General features: G+C 38.0%; 15 protein-coding genes. 11 read left to right on the forward strand and 4 right to left on the reverse strand.

Annotated features, from left to right (window positions below; translation table 11 throughout):
- Nucleotides 1-233: 233 nt before the first annotated feature.
- Nucleotides 234-1,130 carry a hypothetical protein gene (locus GX497_05025; GenBank protein HHY72575.1) on the reverse strand — a complete coding sequence of 299 codons (897 nt, stop codon included), beginning with the start codon at nt 1,128-1,130 and terminating at the stop codon, nt 234-236.
- Between the two features lie 40 nt (nt 1,131-1,170).
- Entirely contained in the window at nt 1,171-1,542 is a 372-nt protein-coding gene (locus GX497_05030) for a response regulator (protein ID HHY72576.1), read from the reverse strand.
- A 413-nt stretch (nt 1,543-1,955) separates the two neighbouring features.
- On the opposite strand from GX497_05030, the gene glgB reads away from it, so the two are divergent.
- From glgB to GX497_05065, 7 genes are all read left to right on the forward strand, one after another.
- Nucleotides 1,956-3,902, forward strand: a complete 1,947-nt coding sequence (gene glgB / locus GX497_05035) for a 1,4-alpha-glucan branching protein GlgB (GenBank protein ID HHY72577.1) — start codon at nt 1,956-1,958, stop codon at nt 3,900-3,902.
- Nucleotides 3,903-3,917: 15 nt separating this feature from the next.
- Nucleotides 3,918-5,051 (forward strand): glucose-1-phosphate adenylyltransferase, encoded by a 1,134-nt coding sequence (locus GX497_05040; GenBank protein ID HHY72578.1) that lies wholly within the window; start codon nt 3,918-3,920, stop codon nt 5,049-5,051.
- A 13-nt stretch (nt 5,052-5,064) separates the two neighbouring features.
- Nucleotides 5,065-6,093, forward strand: coding sequence for a glucose-1-phosphate adenylyltransferase (locus tag GX497_05045; protein ID HHY72579.1), 1,029 nt, complete (start codon nt 5,065-5,067; stop codon nt 6,091-6,093).
- The gene (gene glgA / locus GX497_05050; protein ID HHY72580.1) at nt 6,090-7,526 is read left to right on the forward strand and encodes a glycogen synthase GlgA; all 1,437 of its coding nucleotides are present in this window, start codon (nt 6,090-6,092) and stop codon (nt 7,524-7,526) included. The genes GX497_05045 and glgA overlap by 4 nt, the downstream gene beginning before the upstream one ends.
- Nucleotides 7,527-7,578: 52 nt before the next feature.
- Entirely contained in the window at nt 7,579-9,978 is a 2,400-nt protein-coding gene (locus GX497_05055) for a glycogen/starch/alpha-glucan phosphorylase (protein HHY72581.1), read from the forward strand.
- A 179-nt stretch (nt 9,979-10,157) separates the two neighbouring features.
- On the forward strand, nt 10,158-11,423 hold the full coding sequence (locus GX497_05060; protein HHY72582.1) for an S-layer homology domain-containing protein: 1,266 nt from the start codon (nt 10,158-10,160) through the stop codon (nt 11,421-11,423).
- Between the two features lie 97 nt (nt 11,424-11,520).
- Complete coding sequence (locus GX497_05065) at nt 11,521-11,961, forward strand: universal stress protein (GenBank protein ID HHY72583.1); 441 nt, start codon at nt 11,521-11,523, stop codon at nt 11,959-11,961.
- A gap of 43 nt (nt 11,962-12,004) precedes the next feature.
- Here GX497_05065 and GX497_05070 read toward each other — a convergent pair whose 3' ends face one another.
- Nucleotides 12,005-12,757 (reverse strand): yteA family sporulation protein, encoded by a 753-nt coding sequence (locus GX497_05070; GenBank protein ID HHY72584.1) that lies wholly within the window; start codon nt 12,755-12,757, stop codon nt 12,005-12,007.
- A 90-nt stretch (nt 12,758-12,847) separates the two neighbouring features.
- On the reverse strand, nt 12,848-13,780 hold the full coding sequence (locus GX497_05075) for a 1,4-dihydroxy-2-naphthoate polyprenyltransferase (GenBank protein ID HHY72585.1): 933 nt from the start codon (nt 13,778-13,780) through the stop codon (nt 12,848-12,850).
- Nucleotides 13,781-14,059: 279 nt separating this feature from the next.
- On the opposite strand from GX497_05075, the gene GX497_05080 reads away from it, so the two are divergent.
- From GX497_05080 to menB, 4 genes are read left to right on the forward strand one after another with little or no spacing between them, the layout of a single operon-like run.
- The gene (locus GX497_05080; GenBank protein ID HHY72586.1) at nt 14,060-15,478 is read left to right on the forward strand and encodes an isochorismate synthase; all 1,419 of its coding nucleotides are present in this window, start codon (nt 14,060-14,062) and stop codon (nt 15,476-15,478) included.
- On the forward strand, nt 15,465-17,243 hold the full coding sequence (gene menD / locus GX497_05085) for a 2-succinyl-5-enolpyruvyl-6-hydroxy-3-cyclohexene-1-carboxylic-acid synthase (protein ID HHY72587.1): 1,779 nt from the start codon (nt 15,465-15,467) through the stop codon (nt 17,241-17,243). Before GX497_05080 ends, menD begins: the two co-directional genes overlap by 14 nt.
- The gene (menH, locus tag GX497_05090) at nt 17,233-18,051 is read left to right on the forward strand and encodes a 2-succinyl-6-hydroxy-2,4-cyclohexadiene-1-carboxylate synthase (protein ID HHY72588.1); all 819 of its coding nucleotides are present in this window, start codon (nt 17,233-17,235) and stop codon (nt 18,049-18,051) included. Before menD ends, menH begins: the two co-directional genes overlap by 11 nt.
- Nucleotides 18,052-18,084: 33 nt before the next feature.
- Nucleotides 18,085-18,909, forward strand: coding sequence for a 1,4-dihydroxy-2-naphthoyl-CoA synthase (menB, locus tag GX497_05095; protein HHY72589.1), 825 nt, complete (start codon nt 18,085-18,087; stop codon nt 18,907-18,909).
- Nucleotides 18,910-19,049 lie beyond the last annotated feature (140 nt).

The following is a 19,049-nucleotide window of genomic DNA, read 5'->3' on the forward strand; positions in this document are numbered from 1 at the left end:
CCACGGTCACTACACGAGCAATCTAGTGCCCGAAAGCAGGTGGAAATCAGCGCTACGGTCACTACACGAGCAATCTAGCGCCCGAAAGCAAGAAAAAATCGCCCCCTGGTCACTAACCTGTCAAGCTGGTGCCCGAAAACAAGTCCAAATCGCAACCACGGTCGCTACATAAATAAGCGGCTACCTGCATTAGTTTAGCCGCTTTTTTTCTATGAAAATATTAAATTACAATCTTACGAAAGTGCAATATCAATTGTACCAAATGACAGATAAGCAGTTACAATCAATTTAACACTATTATTTTCGTTTGCACCATTGGTCACAAGTACCACATTTTCTTGAATCTGCTGGGGCTCCATATTTAGCTCTATGCCGCGGTTCGACATATTCACTAAATAAATCCCGTTATGTAAATTCAAAAATTCACTAACCGAATCTTTTGCTAACTCATCAACTTCGGAAAGCGTTTCTTCGGAATAGATAGAAGCGAACTTAATAAAAGTATCCTCGTCACATCCTAGCCCTGTAGATAAATTTTGGTCCCCTTTAATTACTTGTGAAACATACCACTGCGCTTGATATTGATCACCATTCAATTGTTTTGCTTCCAGCCTCACTTGGTCATCAATAAAGCGAATAAGATTTTTTGCTAATAATGATAAATAATTTGAATATAATTCTTTATTTGCTGTTTCGCCTAATTCAATGGTTGTGTCTACTAATGTATCAATATCGCCACTTTTTATTGCCTCAAATTGTTCATCTGATAAACTATGTTCTTTTTTATAATTATTTAGGGCCGTGGAAAATTGATCGATATTCATATAGCCACAGTCAACAAGCGCTTGTCCAAGAATGAGATGATTTTGTTTTTGGCCTGAAAGTAGTTGGTCTAGTTGTTCTTCAGTAAGATACCCAAGGTCAATCGCTATTTCCCCAAATCTTTTATCAACTTGCTTTTGTTTTTCGTGAACCTCATCAACTTGGCTGGAATTCATAAATCCTGCATTTACAGAAAGTACGCCCAATTTAACATGTGTTGATGCTTGAAGTTGTAAGGCATCCTTTAATTGTTCATTTGTGATTAAACTATTATTTAATAAATACTGCCCGAAATATTGGCTAAACATTGCTTTACCCCCACTCACTATGTATTATTTTCTAATAACGTTATTCTGTTATTATTTTTTCAATAATATTTGCAACCGCTTCTAATGTAACTGGTTTTTGAATAAAATCATAAGCGCCAAGTTCAAGCGCTTTTTTTAGATGTGCTTGTGTACCAGCTGATGAAGCCATCACAACTTTAATCGCAGGGTTAAGTTCTCTTATTTCTGTCAGGGCTTCAATCCCATCTTTATCAGGCATGACAATGTCTAAAAACACTAAATCAGGCTGTTCCTGCTTAACCATCTCAATCGCTTTTGCCCCATTTTCAGCTTCAGAAATAGTTTTACATTGACATTTTTCAAGTATGCTTTTTAGCTTTTTTCGGATTAATATTGAATCATCAACTATTAATACTTTTAAATTGACTTCCATCATATGAGCCCCCTTGTGAGAAATTAAATTGCTATAAATGAAATTGCTATTGAAATTAAATTCGCTATTAAAAGTGAATTTCCTGCAAAAAATGTAGAAAAGGACAAAATTACCGCCAATTCCCTAATGCAACTAAAAAAGTAATGATTGTAGCATTTTAGCTGTTTTGCTATAATAGAAATTGGTTGGAAGACATATCCTCATGTAGGGTACATATTTTTTGAGAGAAGGCATGTAGGTGTCTTCTCTTTTTTTATGATAACGTACAAATTTTTAACAAATTTGTGGCGGTTTTGTTTAATTTTACATATTATTTACATTTATATAAAGGATTTTCATGCATACTTCTTGAATATAGTTTGTGATAGATAATATAACAACAAGACTGTGTTAGTAAGGAGTGGTTTGAAATTATGGTAATATCCCATCCAACTGAGTATGATGCCTATCTATTTCATCTAGGGGAACTTTTTCAAAGCTATAAAACCTTTGGTGCACATATTCGCAATGAAAATGGTGTTTTAGGTGTTCGTTTTACAGTTTGGGCTCCACATGCGTCGAAAGTATGTTTAATTGGAGATTTCAATGATTGGAGTGGGGACCATTACCAATTGGAAAAGATGAACAATGAAGGTATCTGGACTAACTTTTTCCCAGGTCTGTCAGAAGGAACGTTGTATAAATATGAAATTACGACAACGGATGACCGTATTTTAAGAAAAAGTGATCCCTTTGCATTTTATTCTGAAAAGCGCCCACATACAGCCTCCATTGTTTACAATCTTTCAAACTATAATTGGACGGATGACAAGTGGTATCGTTATAAAAAGCAACACTCATCTTACAATGAACCTATGTTTATTTATGAAGCCCATTTAGGGACGTGGAAAAAGAAAGAAGATGGAGAATTTTTAACTTATAAAGAACTTGCAGATGAGTTAATTCCGTATGTTGCTGAGCGTGGCTATACCCATATCGAATTAATGCCGCTCGTTGAACATCCTTATGATCGATCATGGGGATATCAAGGGACAGGCTATTTTTCAGCAACGAGCCGTTATGGTACACCACATGAATTTATGGAATTTGTGGACAGATGTCATCAACATGGGATTGGCGTTATTCTCGATTGGGTACCTGGACATTTTTGTAAGGATGCTCATGGCCTTCATTTATTTGATGGGAAGCCAACCTATGAGTATAACAACCCATATGTTATGCAAAATGACGTTTGGGGAACGGCAAATTTTGACTTAGGTAAAACTGAGGTCCAAAGCTTTTTAATTTCAAACGCCATTTTCTGGATGGATGTCTATCATATTGATGGTCTCCGTGTTGATGCTGTTGCTAATATGCTTTATTGGGATATGAATGGCGAAGGGAAAATACAAGAAAATCCATATGCAGTAGCTTTCTTAAGAACTCTTAATGAACAAGTATTCAAGTTTAATCCTGAAGCTCTAATGATTGCCGAGGATTCAACAGAGTGGCCATTGGTGACAGCCCCGACAGACAGTGGTGGGCTAGGATTCAACTATAAATGGAATATGGGCTGGATGAATGATGTCCTTGAATATATGGAGCTTGATCCGATTTATCGCAAGTACCATCATAACTTACTGACATTTTCACTTTTATATGCTCATTCGGAAAATTTCATCCTTCCATTTTCACATGATGAAGTGGTCCACGGTAAAAAGTCATTATTAAACAAAATGCCTGGTGATTATTGGCAGAAGTTTGCTCAGCTTCGTTTATTATATGGATATCTGATGGCACACCCAGGAAAAAAATTAGTTTTTATGGGTGCGGAATTTGGCCAATTTGACGAATGGAAGGATTTGGAACAAAACGATTGGTTTTTGTTAGATTATGACATGCACAGCAAAATGGATGCATATACTAAAGAGCTTTTGCGATTTTATAAACAAGAAAAATCGCTATGGGAGCTTGATTTGACATGGGACGGCTTTCAGTGGGTTGACCCTGATAATAATGAACAAAGCATTTTATCATTTATTAGAAAATCAAAAAATAAAAGTGATTTTTTAGTTATTGTTTGTAACTTTACACCAGTAGTGTATCATGACTATAAGGTCGGTGTTCCATTAAATGCCTCATACGTTGAAGTGTTTTCTAGCGATGAAATTGAATATGGCGGCTCAGGCAAAGTTAATCACCAAAAGCTTCGTAGCAAAAAGCAAACTTGGCATGGTCAACCATATGTAATTTCGATGGAAATCCCACCTTTTGGTATTTCAATATTAAAACCAACCAAAAAAATTGGTAGGATGTATAAGCTTAGTAAGCATAAAGCCTTTCCTAGATATGATTTGATTAAGGTGAAAGTTCAAAAATAAAGGAGAGAAGAGTAAATGCGTCGAAAAAAATGTATTGCAATGCTGCTAGCTGGTGGTCAAGGCAGCCGTTTAAGTTTATTAACTAGAAATCTAGCAAAGCCGGCTGTTCCCTTTGGTGGCAAATATCGTATTATTGATTTTCCTTTAAGCAATTGTACGAACTCCGAAATATTTACAGTAGGGGTTTTGACTCAATATAAGCCTTTAGTTTTGAATTCATATATAGGGATTGGCAGTGCTTGGGACTTGGACAGAAGAGATGGTGGGGTAACGGTATTACCGCCATATATGGAGCAAGATGGCGGTCGCTGGTACCGTGGAACAGCCAATGCCATTTTTCAAAATATAAATTATATTGATCATTATGATCCAGAACATATACTTATCCTATCAGGCGATCATATTTACAAAATGGATTATTCGAAAATGTTAGATTACCATGTAGAGAGAGGGGCAGACGCTACGATTTCAGTTATTGAAGTTCCGTGGGATGAAGCAAGTCGCTTCGGAATCATGAATACAAATGAAGATTTGGATATTACAGAATTTGAAGAGAAACCAGAAAATCCAAAAAACAATTTGGCTTCGATGGGTATCTATATTTTTAAATGGTCAACATTGCGTAACTACTTAGAAATGGATGACCGCAATGCTGAATCCAGCCACGATTTTGGTAAAGATATTATTCCGCTCATGCTTGAAGAAGGACTTAAGCTTATTGCCTATCCGTTCAAAGGCTATTGGAAGGATGTTGGTACAGTCAAAAGCTTATGGGAGGCTAATATGGATCTTCTAGAGGATCAACCTGAGCTTGATTTAAATGATTATAATTGGAGAATATATTCTGTCAATCCAAACCAGCCGCCGCAATATATTGCACCAACGGCAATCGTCCATCAGTCGTTGGTAAATGAGGGCTGTCTGGTGTATGGAACCGTTGAGCACTCTGTGTTATTTCCCCGTGTACATATTGGCATAGATACTGTCGTAAAGGACTCTGTCATTATGCCAGGGGCAAGAATCGGCGCGAATTGTCGAATCGAAAATGCGATTATCGCAAGCGACATGGTGATAGAAGATAACCGAATCATCTTACCAGAGAAAAAAGGTCAGATTGTATTAGTAGCAGAAGAGAAAATTAGCTGTTAGGGGTGACGGTAAATTGAGAAATACGATGTTAGGGTTAATTGACGCGACAACATGTTTTGGCGATTTAAAAGAACTTACGATGATGCGCTCAGTTGCAGCAGTTCCATTTGGGGGACGGTATCGGCTAATTGATTTTGCATTATCAAATTTAGTAAACTCTGGTGTACAAAGTGTAGCGATTTTTCCTAAATATCAGTACCGCTCTTTAATGGACCATCTTGGTTCCGGTAAAGATTGGGATTTAAATAGAAAAAGAGACGGCTTGTTTTTCTTTCCGCCTCCATTTAATTCACAAAATGATCATTTAGCGTCAGTCTTGCACTACTTTAAGCATCATAAAGACTATTTTCATAGAAGCACTCAAGAATATGCAGTCATTGTTCAGAGCAACACGGTCTGCAATCTCGATTTTAATGTTGTCTTAAACCGTCATATTGAAACAAATGCTGATATAACGGAAATTTGCCAAAATGGTGAAAGTCTTGGAATGTATATTTTGAAAAAAACATTATTGCTAGAGCTGCTAGATTCGGAGCGGGATGATTCTCATTACACGCTTTATGATGTAATTAATCATTTTCCACAAAAGTTAACATGCCATACTTACGAGTATGATGGCTATGCGGCAATTATTAACTCAATTAATGATTACTATCGTCACAGTCTTGAACTATTACAGCCGAAAATTATGGAGCATTTATTTTCGAGGGAAAATCCAATTTATACAAAAGTTAAAGACGAGCCACCGACACGTTATAGCAAGGATGCCATTGTTCGAAACGCGCAAATAGCGAATGGTTGCATTATCGAAGGTCATGTGGAAAATAGCATCATTTTCCGTGGCGTTAAAATTGCGAAAGGTGCAGTCGTGAAAAACAGCATTATTATGCAAAAGAGCCAAATTGGTGAAGGAGCCATGCTTGAACATGTGATTCTTGATAAAGATGTTACGATTGATAACCATGTGAGATTAAATGGTTATGCAGAATCACCTATAGTTATTCCAAAGGGTAGTGTACAAGGAGCGCTGATGAATTCGTGAACATATTGTTTGTAGTTTCTGAATGTGTACCATTTATTAAATCTGGAGGCCTTGCCGATGTTGCCGGTGCCTTGCCAAAGGAGTTAAAGAAACTAGGGTGTGACGTTCGAGTGATGATGCCCAAATACGGTACCATAGGGAAGCAGTTTAAAGATAGAATGGAAAAAGTAGCTGAGTTTAATGTGCAATTAAATTGGCGCAACCAATACTGTGGAATCGAAAAATTGGAGCAAGATGGTATTGTTTATTATTTTTTAGACAATGAGTACTATTTTAAGCGGGATACTATGTACGGGCATTATGATGACGGTGAACGATTTTCCTTTTTCTGTCGGGCAGCTTTAAATGCTATTCCATATTTAGAATTTAGTCCTAATATACTTCATTGTCATGATTGGCATACTGGGATGGTGCCATTTTTGTTAAATGCCCAATATCGAGAGTTTGAGGAATATGCTACTATACGTACTATATTCACTATCCATAATTTGCAATTCCAAGGTATTTTTCCAAGAGAAATTTTGGGAGACTTGCTAAATTTGGACGATTCCTATTTTGATGAACAGCTGGAGTTTTACGGTTGTGTGAATTTTATGAAAGCAGCGATTGTTTCATCAGATTTAATAACAACGGTGAGCCCAACCTATATGAATGAAATCCAAATGCCATATTACGGGGAAAAATTAGATGGGTTGCTTCGTTCCAGACATACCGCTTTAAAAGGGATTTTGAATGGGATTGATGCCGAAATTTATAATCCAAGTGCCGATCCTTTGATTATTGAGAACTATGATGAAAACACGGTTAAACGTAAAGTGAAAAATAAACTGCATCTGCAAAAAATGTTTGCTTTAGAGGAGAACGCCAATATTCCTGTCATTTCAATTATTTCAAGGTTGACAAAGCAAAAGGGATTGGACCTTGTAAAAAGAGTTTTTAATGAAATGATAAGTCATGATATTCAGTTTATTGTTCTTGGCACAGGTGATTATGAATTTGAAGACTTTTTTAGGGAAATGGAAAGCTCGAACAGAAAAAAAGTTCGTGCATATATTGGTTTTAATGAGGAATTAGCCCATAAAGTATATGCCGGTTCAGATTTATTTTTAATGCCATCTAAATTTGAGCCGTGCGGTTTAGGCCAATTAATTGCTTTGCGTTATGGAACGATACCGATTGTTCGTGAAACAGGTGGCCTTAATGATACGGTCACAGCATATAACGAGTTTACAAAAGCCGGCAATGGTTTTTCTTTTAAAAATTTTAATGCCCATGACATGCTTTACACGTTTGAGCGTGCCCTTTCCTTCTTCAATGAAAAGAATGAATGGGAAGAACTTGTTAAAACAGCTATGGCTCAAGATTATAGCTGGTTTCAATCAGCCCAAAAATATCATGAAATTTACAGTTATCTTAACCAAGACCAATACTGAGCATCATAGTGTCTCATGTTGAATTTGCAAGGTAAAGGGGAGAGTAATACAAATGTTCTCAAGTAAAGATGCTTTTAAGCAGTATTTCCTTGAAAAATATGAAATTATGTATGGTAAAAGCTTTGAAGAGTCAACTTTGCCCGAGTTGTATAATACATTAGGCCAAATGATTCGTGAATATGTAAGTCACGCTTGGATTGAAACAAATGAAAGAAATCGGGCGAATCAGAAAAAACAAGCCTACTATTTTTCCATTGAATTCCTTTTAGGGAGATTATTAGGAAGCAATCTACTAAATTTAGGGGTTCAAGAAGTAGTAGCAGCGGGTTTAAAAGAGCTTGGTGTAGATTTACAAGAGGTCGAAGAACAAGAAGTGGATGCAGGGCTTGGTAATGGCGGTTTAGGGCGTCTTGCCGCCTGTTTCCTAGACTCTTTGGCCTCCCTTTCCTTGCCAGGTCATGGGATAGGCATTCGCTATAAGCATGGGTTATTTGACCAACGAATTATTGATGGCTATCAAGTAGAATTGCCTGAGCAATGGCTAAGAAACGGAAACGTATGGGAAATCAGAAAAGCAAGCCAATCCATTGAAGTTAAATTTGGCGGGGAAGTACAAGTATCATATGGAAATGGTCCGCTGATGTTTCATCATGTAAATGCGGAAACAGTGACAGCCGTACCCTATGATATGCCTGTGATTGGCTATGAAAATAAGACAATTAATACACTCAGGCTATGGAGCGCTGAGCCTTCACAATTTCGTCCTGAAAAAGGCGATGTTATGAAATATAAGCGTGACACAGAAGCGATATCGGAATTCCTATACCCAGATGATTCCCATCTCGAGGGGAAAATTTTACGGTTAAAGCAGCAATATTTTCTTGTTTCTGCAGGCCTCCGAAGCATTATTAGAGCTTATTTAAAAAACCATGATCATTTAAACGATTTCCATAACAATGTAGCCATCCATATTAATGACACCCATCCTGTCCTAGCAATTCCAGAACTGATGAGAATCTTCATGGATGAGCATGGCATGGGTTGGGATGAAGCTTGGAATATTACGATAAACACGATTTCTTATACGAATCATACAACATTATCCGAAGCATTGGAAAAATGGCCGATATCAATTTTTAAGCCGCTTTTGCCACGGATTTATATGATTGTTGAAGAAATTAATGAGCGTTATTGCCGCAAGCTATGGGAAAAGTTTACGGGGGATTGGAAGCGCATTGAGGAGATGGCGATTATTGCCCATGGCGTTATCAAAATGGCGCACTTAGCAATTGTTGGCAGCCATAGTGTGAATGGTGTAGCGAAAATTCATACAGATATTTTGAAAGAGCGCGAAATGAAGTTGTTTTATGAATATTATCCAGAGAAATTTAATAATAAGACGAACGGAATCACACATCGCCGCTGGTTGATGAAGTCGAATCCGGAGCTTACACAGACTATTTCTGAAGCGATTGGGGATAAATGGATTGCAAAGCCAGAACATTTATCAGCGCTACTCCCGTTTTCCAAAGATGCTAGCTTCAAGGAAAAGATTTTTGAAGTTAAACAAAAGAAAAAGCTTGCCTTTGCTGAGAGGATTGAGCAATTAACAGGAATTTCTGTAGATGAAAAGTCTATTTTTGATGTTCAAGTGAAAAGGCTTCACGCCTACAAGCGCCAATTATTGAATATTTTACACATCATGTACTTATATAACCGCTTGCGTGAGGATAGTAATTTTTCAATTGCACCACGGACATTTATCTTTGGGGCAAAAGCATCCCCAGGATATTATTATGCAAAAAAAATCATCAAGTTGGTTAATACGTTGGCTAGTATGGTTAACAATGACCCGAAAACAAAAGATCTATTAAAGGTTATTTTTGTGGAAAACTATCGTGTTTCCTTAGCTGAGATTATTATTCCTGCTGCCGATGTTAGTGAGCAAATATCGACAGCAAGTAAAGAAGCGTCTGGTACTGGAAATATGAAATTTATGATGAATGGCGCTATTACGCTTGGGACAATGGATGGAGCAAATGTTGAAATCTTTGAAGAAGTTGGTGCGGATAACATCTTTACATTTGGCTTGACAGCTGACCAAGTACTTGCTTATCAAAGAAATGGCGGATATCGGGCAATTGAGTATTATCATCATGACAAATGGTTGAATCAAGTCATTAATCAGTTAGTCAATGGCTTCTTCCCTGTTCCGGCCCATGAATTTGAAACGATTTATGATTCACTTTTAGTGCAAAACGATGAATTCTTCGTTTTAAAGGATTTTTCCTCCTATGTTCAATCCCATGAAAGACTTGGGGAAGCTTACAAGGATCGAGATGGCTGGTTAGAAAAAAGCATTGTCAATATTGCTAAATCAGGACGCTTTTCAAGCGACCGCACAATACAAGAATATGCTGATGAAATTTGGGGAGTTACTAGGTCAATATAATGCAACTATAAGGGTACTGAATGCAAATGCTTCGGTATCTTTTTTTGTACTAATATGAAAGTATAATCTTTTATAATGGGGATATTTTCCCAATTTCACTAAATTGTATAAATACTAGGTTCATATTATGGTAAAATATAAATGTATTAGAATTTATTAGACTACAAGGAGGCTTTTTTATGAAGAAATTAATGATGTTATTGCTGTCAGCATTATTGCTAGTTGTACCACTTTCAACAGCAAGTGCCAATGATGACCAAGCTGTTACGCGTGGTCAATTTTTCAAGCTGGTTGTCGACCATCTTAAGTATGATGCAGCGAATATAAAGGCTGAACTGCCTAAAGATATTTCCGCTGATTCACCATATGCACAAGCAGCTAAAATATTAAAGGATAAGAAAATCGTTACTGGTTTTGGGGATGGAACTTTTAAACCAAATGAAAAAATTACCCCAGCGGAAGCAAGTACAATCGTAGCTCGTATTCTCGCTATTAAAGGTGATGCACAGTCAGCTTTAACTGCTAAATATGGTATTAATTTTGAGAACAATGAAGCACTTACATTGGAAAAAGCGCAAGAGGTTATTTCCAAAGCATTAACTAGTGATGATAGTGCACTTGAATTAGTAGATAAAATGACGGTTGCTCAAAATCAACAAAATTCGTATCAAGCGAATGCAACAATAACTATGGGATTCACGATGAAAGAGGGAACTCCTAAAATTCCGGAAATGCCAGCTAGTATGAAAATGAATAGTGCCCTAAGCTTTAACAAAGAAAAGGGCATGAAACAAACGATTACTACAAAAATTCCTAATCCAATGACAAATGAACAATTGGAAATGGTGATGGAGCAATACTATGTTCCAGAAGGAATTTTCATGAAAATGCCTGACCCGCTTACTGGCGAGGAACAATGGATTGATATGAGCGCATCTATGCCGTTTACGTTTAAAGATCTTATGAAGATGACGGAAGACAATATGAATGTAATGAATGATTTAAATCGGAAGTATTTCTTCTATCGTGATTTAGGAATGGAAAAGTTGAATGGTACGAACCATTATAAACTAGCTTATAGCGGAAAGATAACTTCTTTTAAAGAGATTATTGATATGATGGGTACTGTATTTAATGAGCAATCAGAAGCGATGCTATCAAGCTTTGGGGACTTGCCAGATCTTGAAATGGCAATGACAGGATACATGTGGATTGATGAAAATACAATGCTTCCAACACGTCAAACAATTGAATATGAAATGAAATTAGGTGGATTAAAGGACGAAGTAATACCATTTGAGAGTATTCAATATGCAATGGATTTTTCGTATTCAAATTTCAACAAAGTAATAGATATTGTACTTCCTGAGGAAGCAAAAAATGCTGAAAAAATGCCAGGACTTGAAGAGTTGTTACAAGAGCCTGCTCCAAGCGAGCAAAAGTAGCCAAATAGAAACTCTCTAAAAAAGTTCAGATTTACAATGTATTTATGCCCCGTTTCTGCTATAAAATAAAAAATATAAAAGAAATGGAGTGATACAAATGTTAACCTTTTATTCTCGGATTCTAGTAGCTTACGATGGCTCAGAGTTAAGTAAAAAAGCATTGGACATAGCTATGTCCCTTGCAAAACAAGATGAAAGAATCGAATTAACTGTTGTAGCTGTCTCAAATCCTCCAACAGCAACGTCGATGGGAAGCTATGGTATTTATAATCAAGAGCTTATTAATGAAATTAGAGAAAATGCCGAAAAGATTCTGAAAGATGTAAAGGATAAATTAACTACAATTCCAAATAAAAAGTCAACAGTTGTCCTAGAAGGTAATCCAGGCAGAATGATTGTTGAACATGCTAACCATATTAGCTGCGATTTAATCGTAATGGGCAGTAGAGGTCTAAGCGGTATAAAAGAAATGTTTTTAGGAAGCACAAGTCATTTTGTAGTACAGCGTGCAAATTGTCCAGTATTTATAGTGAAGTAAAAATAAAAACAAGCATTGTCAAATGACAGTGCTTGTTTAAATTTTATCCCTTATCTTCAAAAACTTCTAGGTCAGTAGCACCAAGATTGCCAGTTACCGACATAGCATCCTCTGAATCAAGCTGTTCCTCATAAAGCTGGTGTACCGCATTAGGATAAATTTTTATCTCTTTCCCTTCAATATCGGTTCCAATAAAGCTTTCAATATCTTCCACATAGCCAATGTTTTCATCTTCTTCGATGTTCATGTCATTATAATCGAGCATGTTTTGGTCAAAAAAGTCGGACGGTGTTTCAGATGTGCCATATCTAGCCACATCTTGCCATGAATCCTCTGCATCATAAAGGGTTGCATCCCGCTCATCATATTCAAATTGACCATAGGGAGGCATTAATATTTTTTCTTCAACGGGACGCCCGTGTGAGACGATTTTATCAGGGGTATGCTCAATACAATGGGTTGCTGTAGGCAATGCTTTTAAGCGTTCTTCTGGTATTTCTTTGCCGCATTTTTCACATACTCCATACGTACCATTGTCGATATTTGCGAGGGCATGGTCAATGTCCTTTTGTTCTTTTTCAAAATGTTCGACAAGTGCGCTATCTTTTTCACGTTCATAAAGATCTGTCGCTGTATCGGCTGGGTGGTTATCATAACGGGAAAGCTCGCCAACTGAATCAGTTTCGAATGCCCGCTCTATGTCAAAATAATCTGTTGCCCTTAATTCTCTAGTTATTTCTTCTTTTCGCTGTCGCAATTGTTTTTTTAAAGCTAAAAGCTCATTAGGAGTAAGCATCATAAACGCTCCTTTTGACTTAAAATTCGTTTTCAAATGTAGTATTTGCATAAAAAAAGCATACGATTCAAAAATCGTATGCTAAACACGTTACATCCAGTAGCTTAACAATAAACCGAAGGCGACGAGAAATCCGAAATGTGTATTTGTTTGTGCGGTTGCCTTCATGGCTGGCATCATCTGTATCGGCAATGTTTTGCCTTTGAATCCGCGCACGGCTTGAAATGCTTTTGGAAGACTAGCGAAAACAATTAAAAGCCATGGTGACACAATACTAGTAGCCACAAGGGCGATAATCCAAATAAAGGAAACAACAAACATTCCAGCTAAAAATTTAACTGCATTTTCTCTGCCAATGAGAATCGCCAATGTGCGGCGTCCGCTTTTTTTATCGCCATCTAAATCACGAATATTATTAGAAAGCAAAATCGCACCAATTAAAATCGAAATTGGAATGGAAATTAAAAAACTTTTTAATGAAATAGAGCCAGATTGGATAAAATATGAAATGAGGATAATGACAACCCCCATAAAAAAGCCGGCAACGATTTCCCCGAAGGGTGAATAGGCAATCGGGTATGGACCGCCAGTATAAAAATAGGCAGTAAACATACAAATAATTCCGATAGCGGCAATCCACCAACTTGAGCTGGCACAAATATAAAAACCAAGAAGAATAGCTATCGCAAAAAAGCCAATGGCAACATTACGAATCGTTTTAGGAGCAATCCCATCGCGAACAATTCCTCCGCCAATTCCAATCGATTCGGCATGATCAAGGCCGCGTTTATAGTCATAGTATTCATTAAATAAATTCGTGGCTGCTTGAATTAGAATACTTGCTAAAAGCATGGCCAAAAATAACGGCATATTGATAAAACCATCTAGCAATGCTAACGCCGTCCCAATGGAAACAGGAACAAATGCCGCCGTTAATGTGTGCGGTCGTAATTGGCGATACCAAATTTGCCAAATGCTCTTCTTTTTAAGTTCTAGTTGTTGGTTTGGAATTTTTACCTCCATATAATTTCAGTTGGCCCCCTTTCGACAAGCTCAAAATACCCTATACATTTATTTTATAAAAAAATTGAAAAGATACACATTGCACAATTTGGCCATGTCACTATATAAGTGTAGGAAAATGGTCAAAAAGTGTCAATGGTTTTAAGAGAATATGCACAAATTGACAAGGGCATATTATATTAAAATTGAAATTTATTAAGTTTTCCTTCTATTGACAGGTAAATAACATGGAAGTATGTTAAAATAAGTTGATGTATGGTTTTTTAAGGGGGAGAAATAGTGGTAACGATTCAACATAGTACAATACATAAAAAAATCGCTTATGGAGTTGAACAAGCAAAGTCTCTTTCTCACTCTATATTGGTTAGTACTAGTACAAAAGTTGAACATTTGCATATAGATCCAGTTACTTTCTATGAACGGGGAAAACACCGCATTGGTGAACGGATTTTCTGGTCCGCACCGAGTGGGGACTTTGTTATGGTTGGCATTGGCAATGCTTATTCGTTTGAAAGTAATGATAGCAACAACTTTAGTCAGCTTGAAAGTAAATGGAAGGAAATGCTCAAGGCCAGTATCGTTGCACCGAATGAACGGGTGTTAGGCGTGGGGCCAGTTATACTAGGTTCGTTTTCTTTCGATCCGAAAAAGGAAAAAACGAAGTTATGGGGTAGTTTCCCTACCGCTAAAATGATGCTTCCACAACATTTATTAACGATATCAAATGATGAATATTGGCTTACGGTAAATGTCGTGGTAGATGAAAATACGAATGTAGATGAACTAGCTGAACTTTTACTAAATGAACAAAGAGCCCTTTTAGAGGCTGCAACTGTTCCGTTTATTAGCTTGTATGGACAGGACTTGAAAATTGTTGAGGTTTCAAAAGATAAGTGGCTGGAAGCGGTTGAAACGGTAGCAAATCAAATTAAGCACGGAGAAATTGAAAAAGTAGTCCTAGCACGGGAAATCAGGGTAAAAAGTGAATGGCCTTTTATTCCTGAGGAAATATTAAACCGTCTGCAAAAAGAACAGCCATCAAGCTATATTTTTGCAATTGAAAGTGGCGAAGATTGCTTTATTGGGGCATCACCGGAGCGTTTAATTAAAAAAGAGGGTGATGAGGCATTTACCACTTGTTTAGCTGGGTCGATTGCGAGAGGGAAAACGGCAATGGAAGACGACAAATTAGGTCATGAGCTTTTGCACGATGAAAAAAATCTACATGAACATGAGGTTGTTGTTCGTGCGATTAAGTCTGCTTTTGAACAGGGCTGTGAACAAGTGGAAATCCCCGAACAACCTGCTTTATATAAATTTCGCGATATTCAACATTTATATACGCCTGTAGTAGGGAGAGTAAAAGATGGTATTTCCTTATTAACGCTTGTTGAAAAACTTCATCCTACCCCTGCTCTAGGTGGATATCCTCGCGCGGAAGCACTTCAAAAAATAAGGGAAATTGAACAATTAGACCGTGGCCTGTATGCCGGTCCAATTGGTTGGCTTGATGGCAATGGCAGCGGTGAGTTTGCTGTCGGCATCCGTTCAGGGTTATTGCAAGGGCGGGAAGCCTCCTTATTTGCTGGATGCGGAATTGTTGGCAATTCAAATCCTATAAGTGAATATAAGGAAACACAAATAAAATTTAAGCCGATGCTCTCAGCATTAGGGGGATCATGCAATGAACTCAAATAAGGCATTAACTGTATATGTAGCGGCTTTTTTAGATGAATTAGTACGGTCAAATGTTAAACATATTGTCGTAAGCCCAGGATCAAGATCGACCCCTATTGCGATGTTAGCAGCCGATCATCCGAACTTAAAGGTGTGGTTGAATGTTGATGAACGTTCAGCCGCATTTTTTGCGTTAGGAATTGCAAAAGCAAGGCGGGAGCCAGTGGCGATTGTTTGTACATCTGGAACAGCTGTAGCCAACTATATGCCGGCAGTAGTAGAAGCAAAGGAAGCGCAGGTGCCGCTCATTGTTTTGACAGCTGATCGTCCTCATGAACTAAGAGATATTGGGGCGCCGCAAGCAATTGATCAACTTGATTTTTTTGGAAAACAAGTAAAATGGTTTGTGGAAATGGCTTTGCCCGAGGAAAGGCGAGAAATGCTTCGTTACGTGCGAACGGTGGCAGCAAGGGCTGTTTCTACTTCGCTGACAGGCCCTAGTGGCCCAGTTCATTTGAATTTTCCGTTTCGAGAACCGCTTGTGCCAAATTTGGAGGATGATACCATTTGGGAAAGCGGACTGGAAAATAGACAGCAATTCATTAAAGCATCACAAACAAAAAGGGTTTTAAGCGTGCCTGATTTAGAACGGTTGGCACTTGAGTTGCAGGAAGTGAAGCGGGGCATAATCGTTTGTGGACCATTAGACATGCCTTGTTTTGCAGAAGAGGTCGTGAAGCTTGGGGAAACATTAGGATTCCCGATACTTGCTGACCCATTATCGCAACTACGCTGTGGGGGGCATAATAAAAATTTAGTGATTGACAGCTATGATGCGTTTTTGCGTGATGAATACATATCAAAGACTCTTATTCCAGATGTTGTCATCCGGTTTGGAGCAATGCCAGTTTCTAAGGCTGTTTTATTATTTTTGAAAAAAAATCCACAGATTAAACAAATCATCATTGATGGGGATGGGTTATGGCGTGATCCGACACTGCTGGCAACCGAAGTTATCCATTGTAATCCAGTGCTCTTTTGCAAAGACTTGGCTGCGGTTGAGTTTTTTAAAACTCATAAGGCAACTGATATGCGGTGGATTGAACATTGGATAACAGCTGACAGTATCGCTGGGGATGTCCTTCGCACCTTTGGAAATGAAGAAGAAGAATTTGAAGGTCAGGTCGTGCTCAGAATTGCTAATAGTTTACCAGACCATTCTACATTGTTTGTTGGCAATAGTATGCCAATCCGCGATGTCGATAGCTTTTTCTTAAATAATGAGCGAAATATAAGGATTATGGCTAATCGCGGTGCAAATGGGATAGATGGTACAATTTCAACGGCACTTGGAGTGAGCACCGTAGGAGAGCCTCTTGTCCTTCTTTTAGGGGATTTGACTTTTTATCATGATTTAAATGGTTTATTGGCAGCAAAGCTGTATCAATTAAATGCAACCATCGTGATTATTAATAATGAAGGCGGAGGGATTTTTTCGTTCTTGCCGCAAAGTGAGCATCCTAAAAACTTTGAAATGCTGTTTGGAACGCCATTGGGGCTTGATTTTAGCTATGTTGTCAAAATGTATAATGGTCATTTTACCCGTATTAATCACTGGGATGAACTTTCGGAAGCGATAAAGAACTGCAAGAATGTTGGTGGTCTAAATGTCATAGAAGTCCGCACAGACCGGTCTTTAAATGTGGCGAAGCATCGGAAAATTTGGAACATCGCTAATCAAAAAATCAAGCAAAGCTTGGATTTAGGTGAAGTTGATGTTCATTAACGTGAATGATGTCAATTATTATGTAAAAGTCATTGGTCATGGAGAGCCTTTGCTTCTTTTACATGGATTTACCGGTTCGCTAGAAACATGGGACCCATTTGTCGAGGAGTGGAGCCGGTCGTTCACGTTGATTTTGGTAGATATTATCGGGCATGGAAGAACAGATCATCCTGAAGATTTTAGACGTTATGATATTGAAAAGGTTGCTTGTGACTTAAAAGGTATCCTGCAGCATTTAGAGATTACGAAGACATCTGTGTTAGGCTATTCAATGGGTGGGCGGCTTGCTTTATCTTTTTCAATTTTATATCCTGAACATGTTCTTTCGCTTATTTTAGAAAGCAGTTCGCCGGGATTGGAAAAAGAAGTGGAGCGGCTCACAAGAAGCGAGAACGACAATCTTTTGGCTAATCAAATTGAACGGGAAGGTATTCGTGCGTTCGTTGACTATTGGGGGAAAATACCGCTGTTTTCTACACAAGAGAAAAAGCTGTCAGAGGAAGAAAAGCAAGCGATTCGCGCGCAACGCTTACAAAATAGCAGTGTTGGCCTAGCGGGAAGCCTGCGCGGAATGGGAACAGGTGTCCAGCCTTCATGGTGGGACAAGCTTTCAGAAGTAAGGAAGCCAGTTCTTTTATTAGCAGGGGAACTCGACGAGAAGTTTTGTCATATAAATCAGGAAATGCACAAGCGCCTTCCAAATTCAAAAATTTTCATTATAAACGACGCTGGACATGCAATTCATGTGGAACAAAGAGAATTATTTGGTAAAATAGTAAGGGACTATTTATGTGGAATTTTTAAATAGTTCACCATTATACATAATTTAGGAGGTAGTAACATGGCAGTAGAATGGGTAGCCAAATATCCAGGTAAATATGAAGAAATTCTTTATGAAACATACAATGGCATTGCAAAAATTACGATTAATCGTCCGCACGTACACAATGCTTTTACACCTTTAACAGTAGCGGAAATGATTGATGCTTTTGCTGATGCCCGTGATGACTCTGATGTTGGTGTCATTATTTTAACTGGTGCTGGTGATAAAGCGTTTTGTTCTGGTGGCGACCAAAAAGTGCGTGGTCATGGTGGCTATGTAGGAAAAGATAATATTCCCCGCTTAAATGTTCTTGATTTACGGCGTCTAATTCGTGTGATTCCAAAGCCTGTTGTGGCAATGGTGGCGGGTTACGCGATTGGCGGTGGCCATGTTTTACATGTCATTTGTGATTTAACAATCGCGGCTGAAAATGCTATCTTTGGTCAGACAGGTCCAAAGGTTGGCAGCTTTGATGCAGGCTATGGTTCTGGTTATTTAGCGCGTATTATCGGACATAAAAAAGCCCGTGAAATTTGGTATCTATGCCGTCAATATAATGCACAGGAAGCACTTGATATGGGGCTAGTGAACACTGTTGTTCCATTGGAAAAACTAGAGGAAGAAACAATCCAATGGTGTAATGAAATGCTTGAAAAATCACCAACAGCACTGCGCTTCCTAAAAGCGGCCATGAACGCTGATACAGACGGCTTAGCAGGCATCCAACAATTTGCTGGGGATGCAACATTACTCTATTATACATCTGATGAAGCGAAGGAAGGACGCGATGCGTTTAAAGAAAAGCGTACACCTGACTTTGGTCAGTTCCCACGTTTTCCGTAAAAATTAGTTTTAATGATGGTGCAACCAAAAAACAGTTTAGCAAATTGCCTTGCTAAACTGTTTTTTTCAATGTTATTAGGGGATAACGTGTGGTAAAGGCCTGTTTATCTACCATCAAAAGTAGCTTAAGTACAATTTGG

It is taken from the genome of Bacillus sp. (in: firmicutes), from assembly GCA_012842745.1.
Taxonomy (GTDB): domain Bacteria; phylum Bacillota; class Bacilli; order Bacillales; family Bacillaceae_J; genus Schinkia.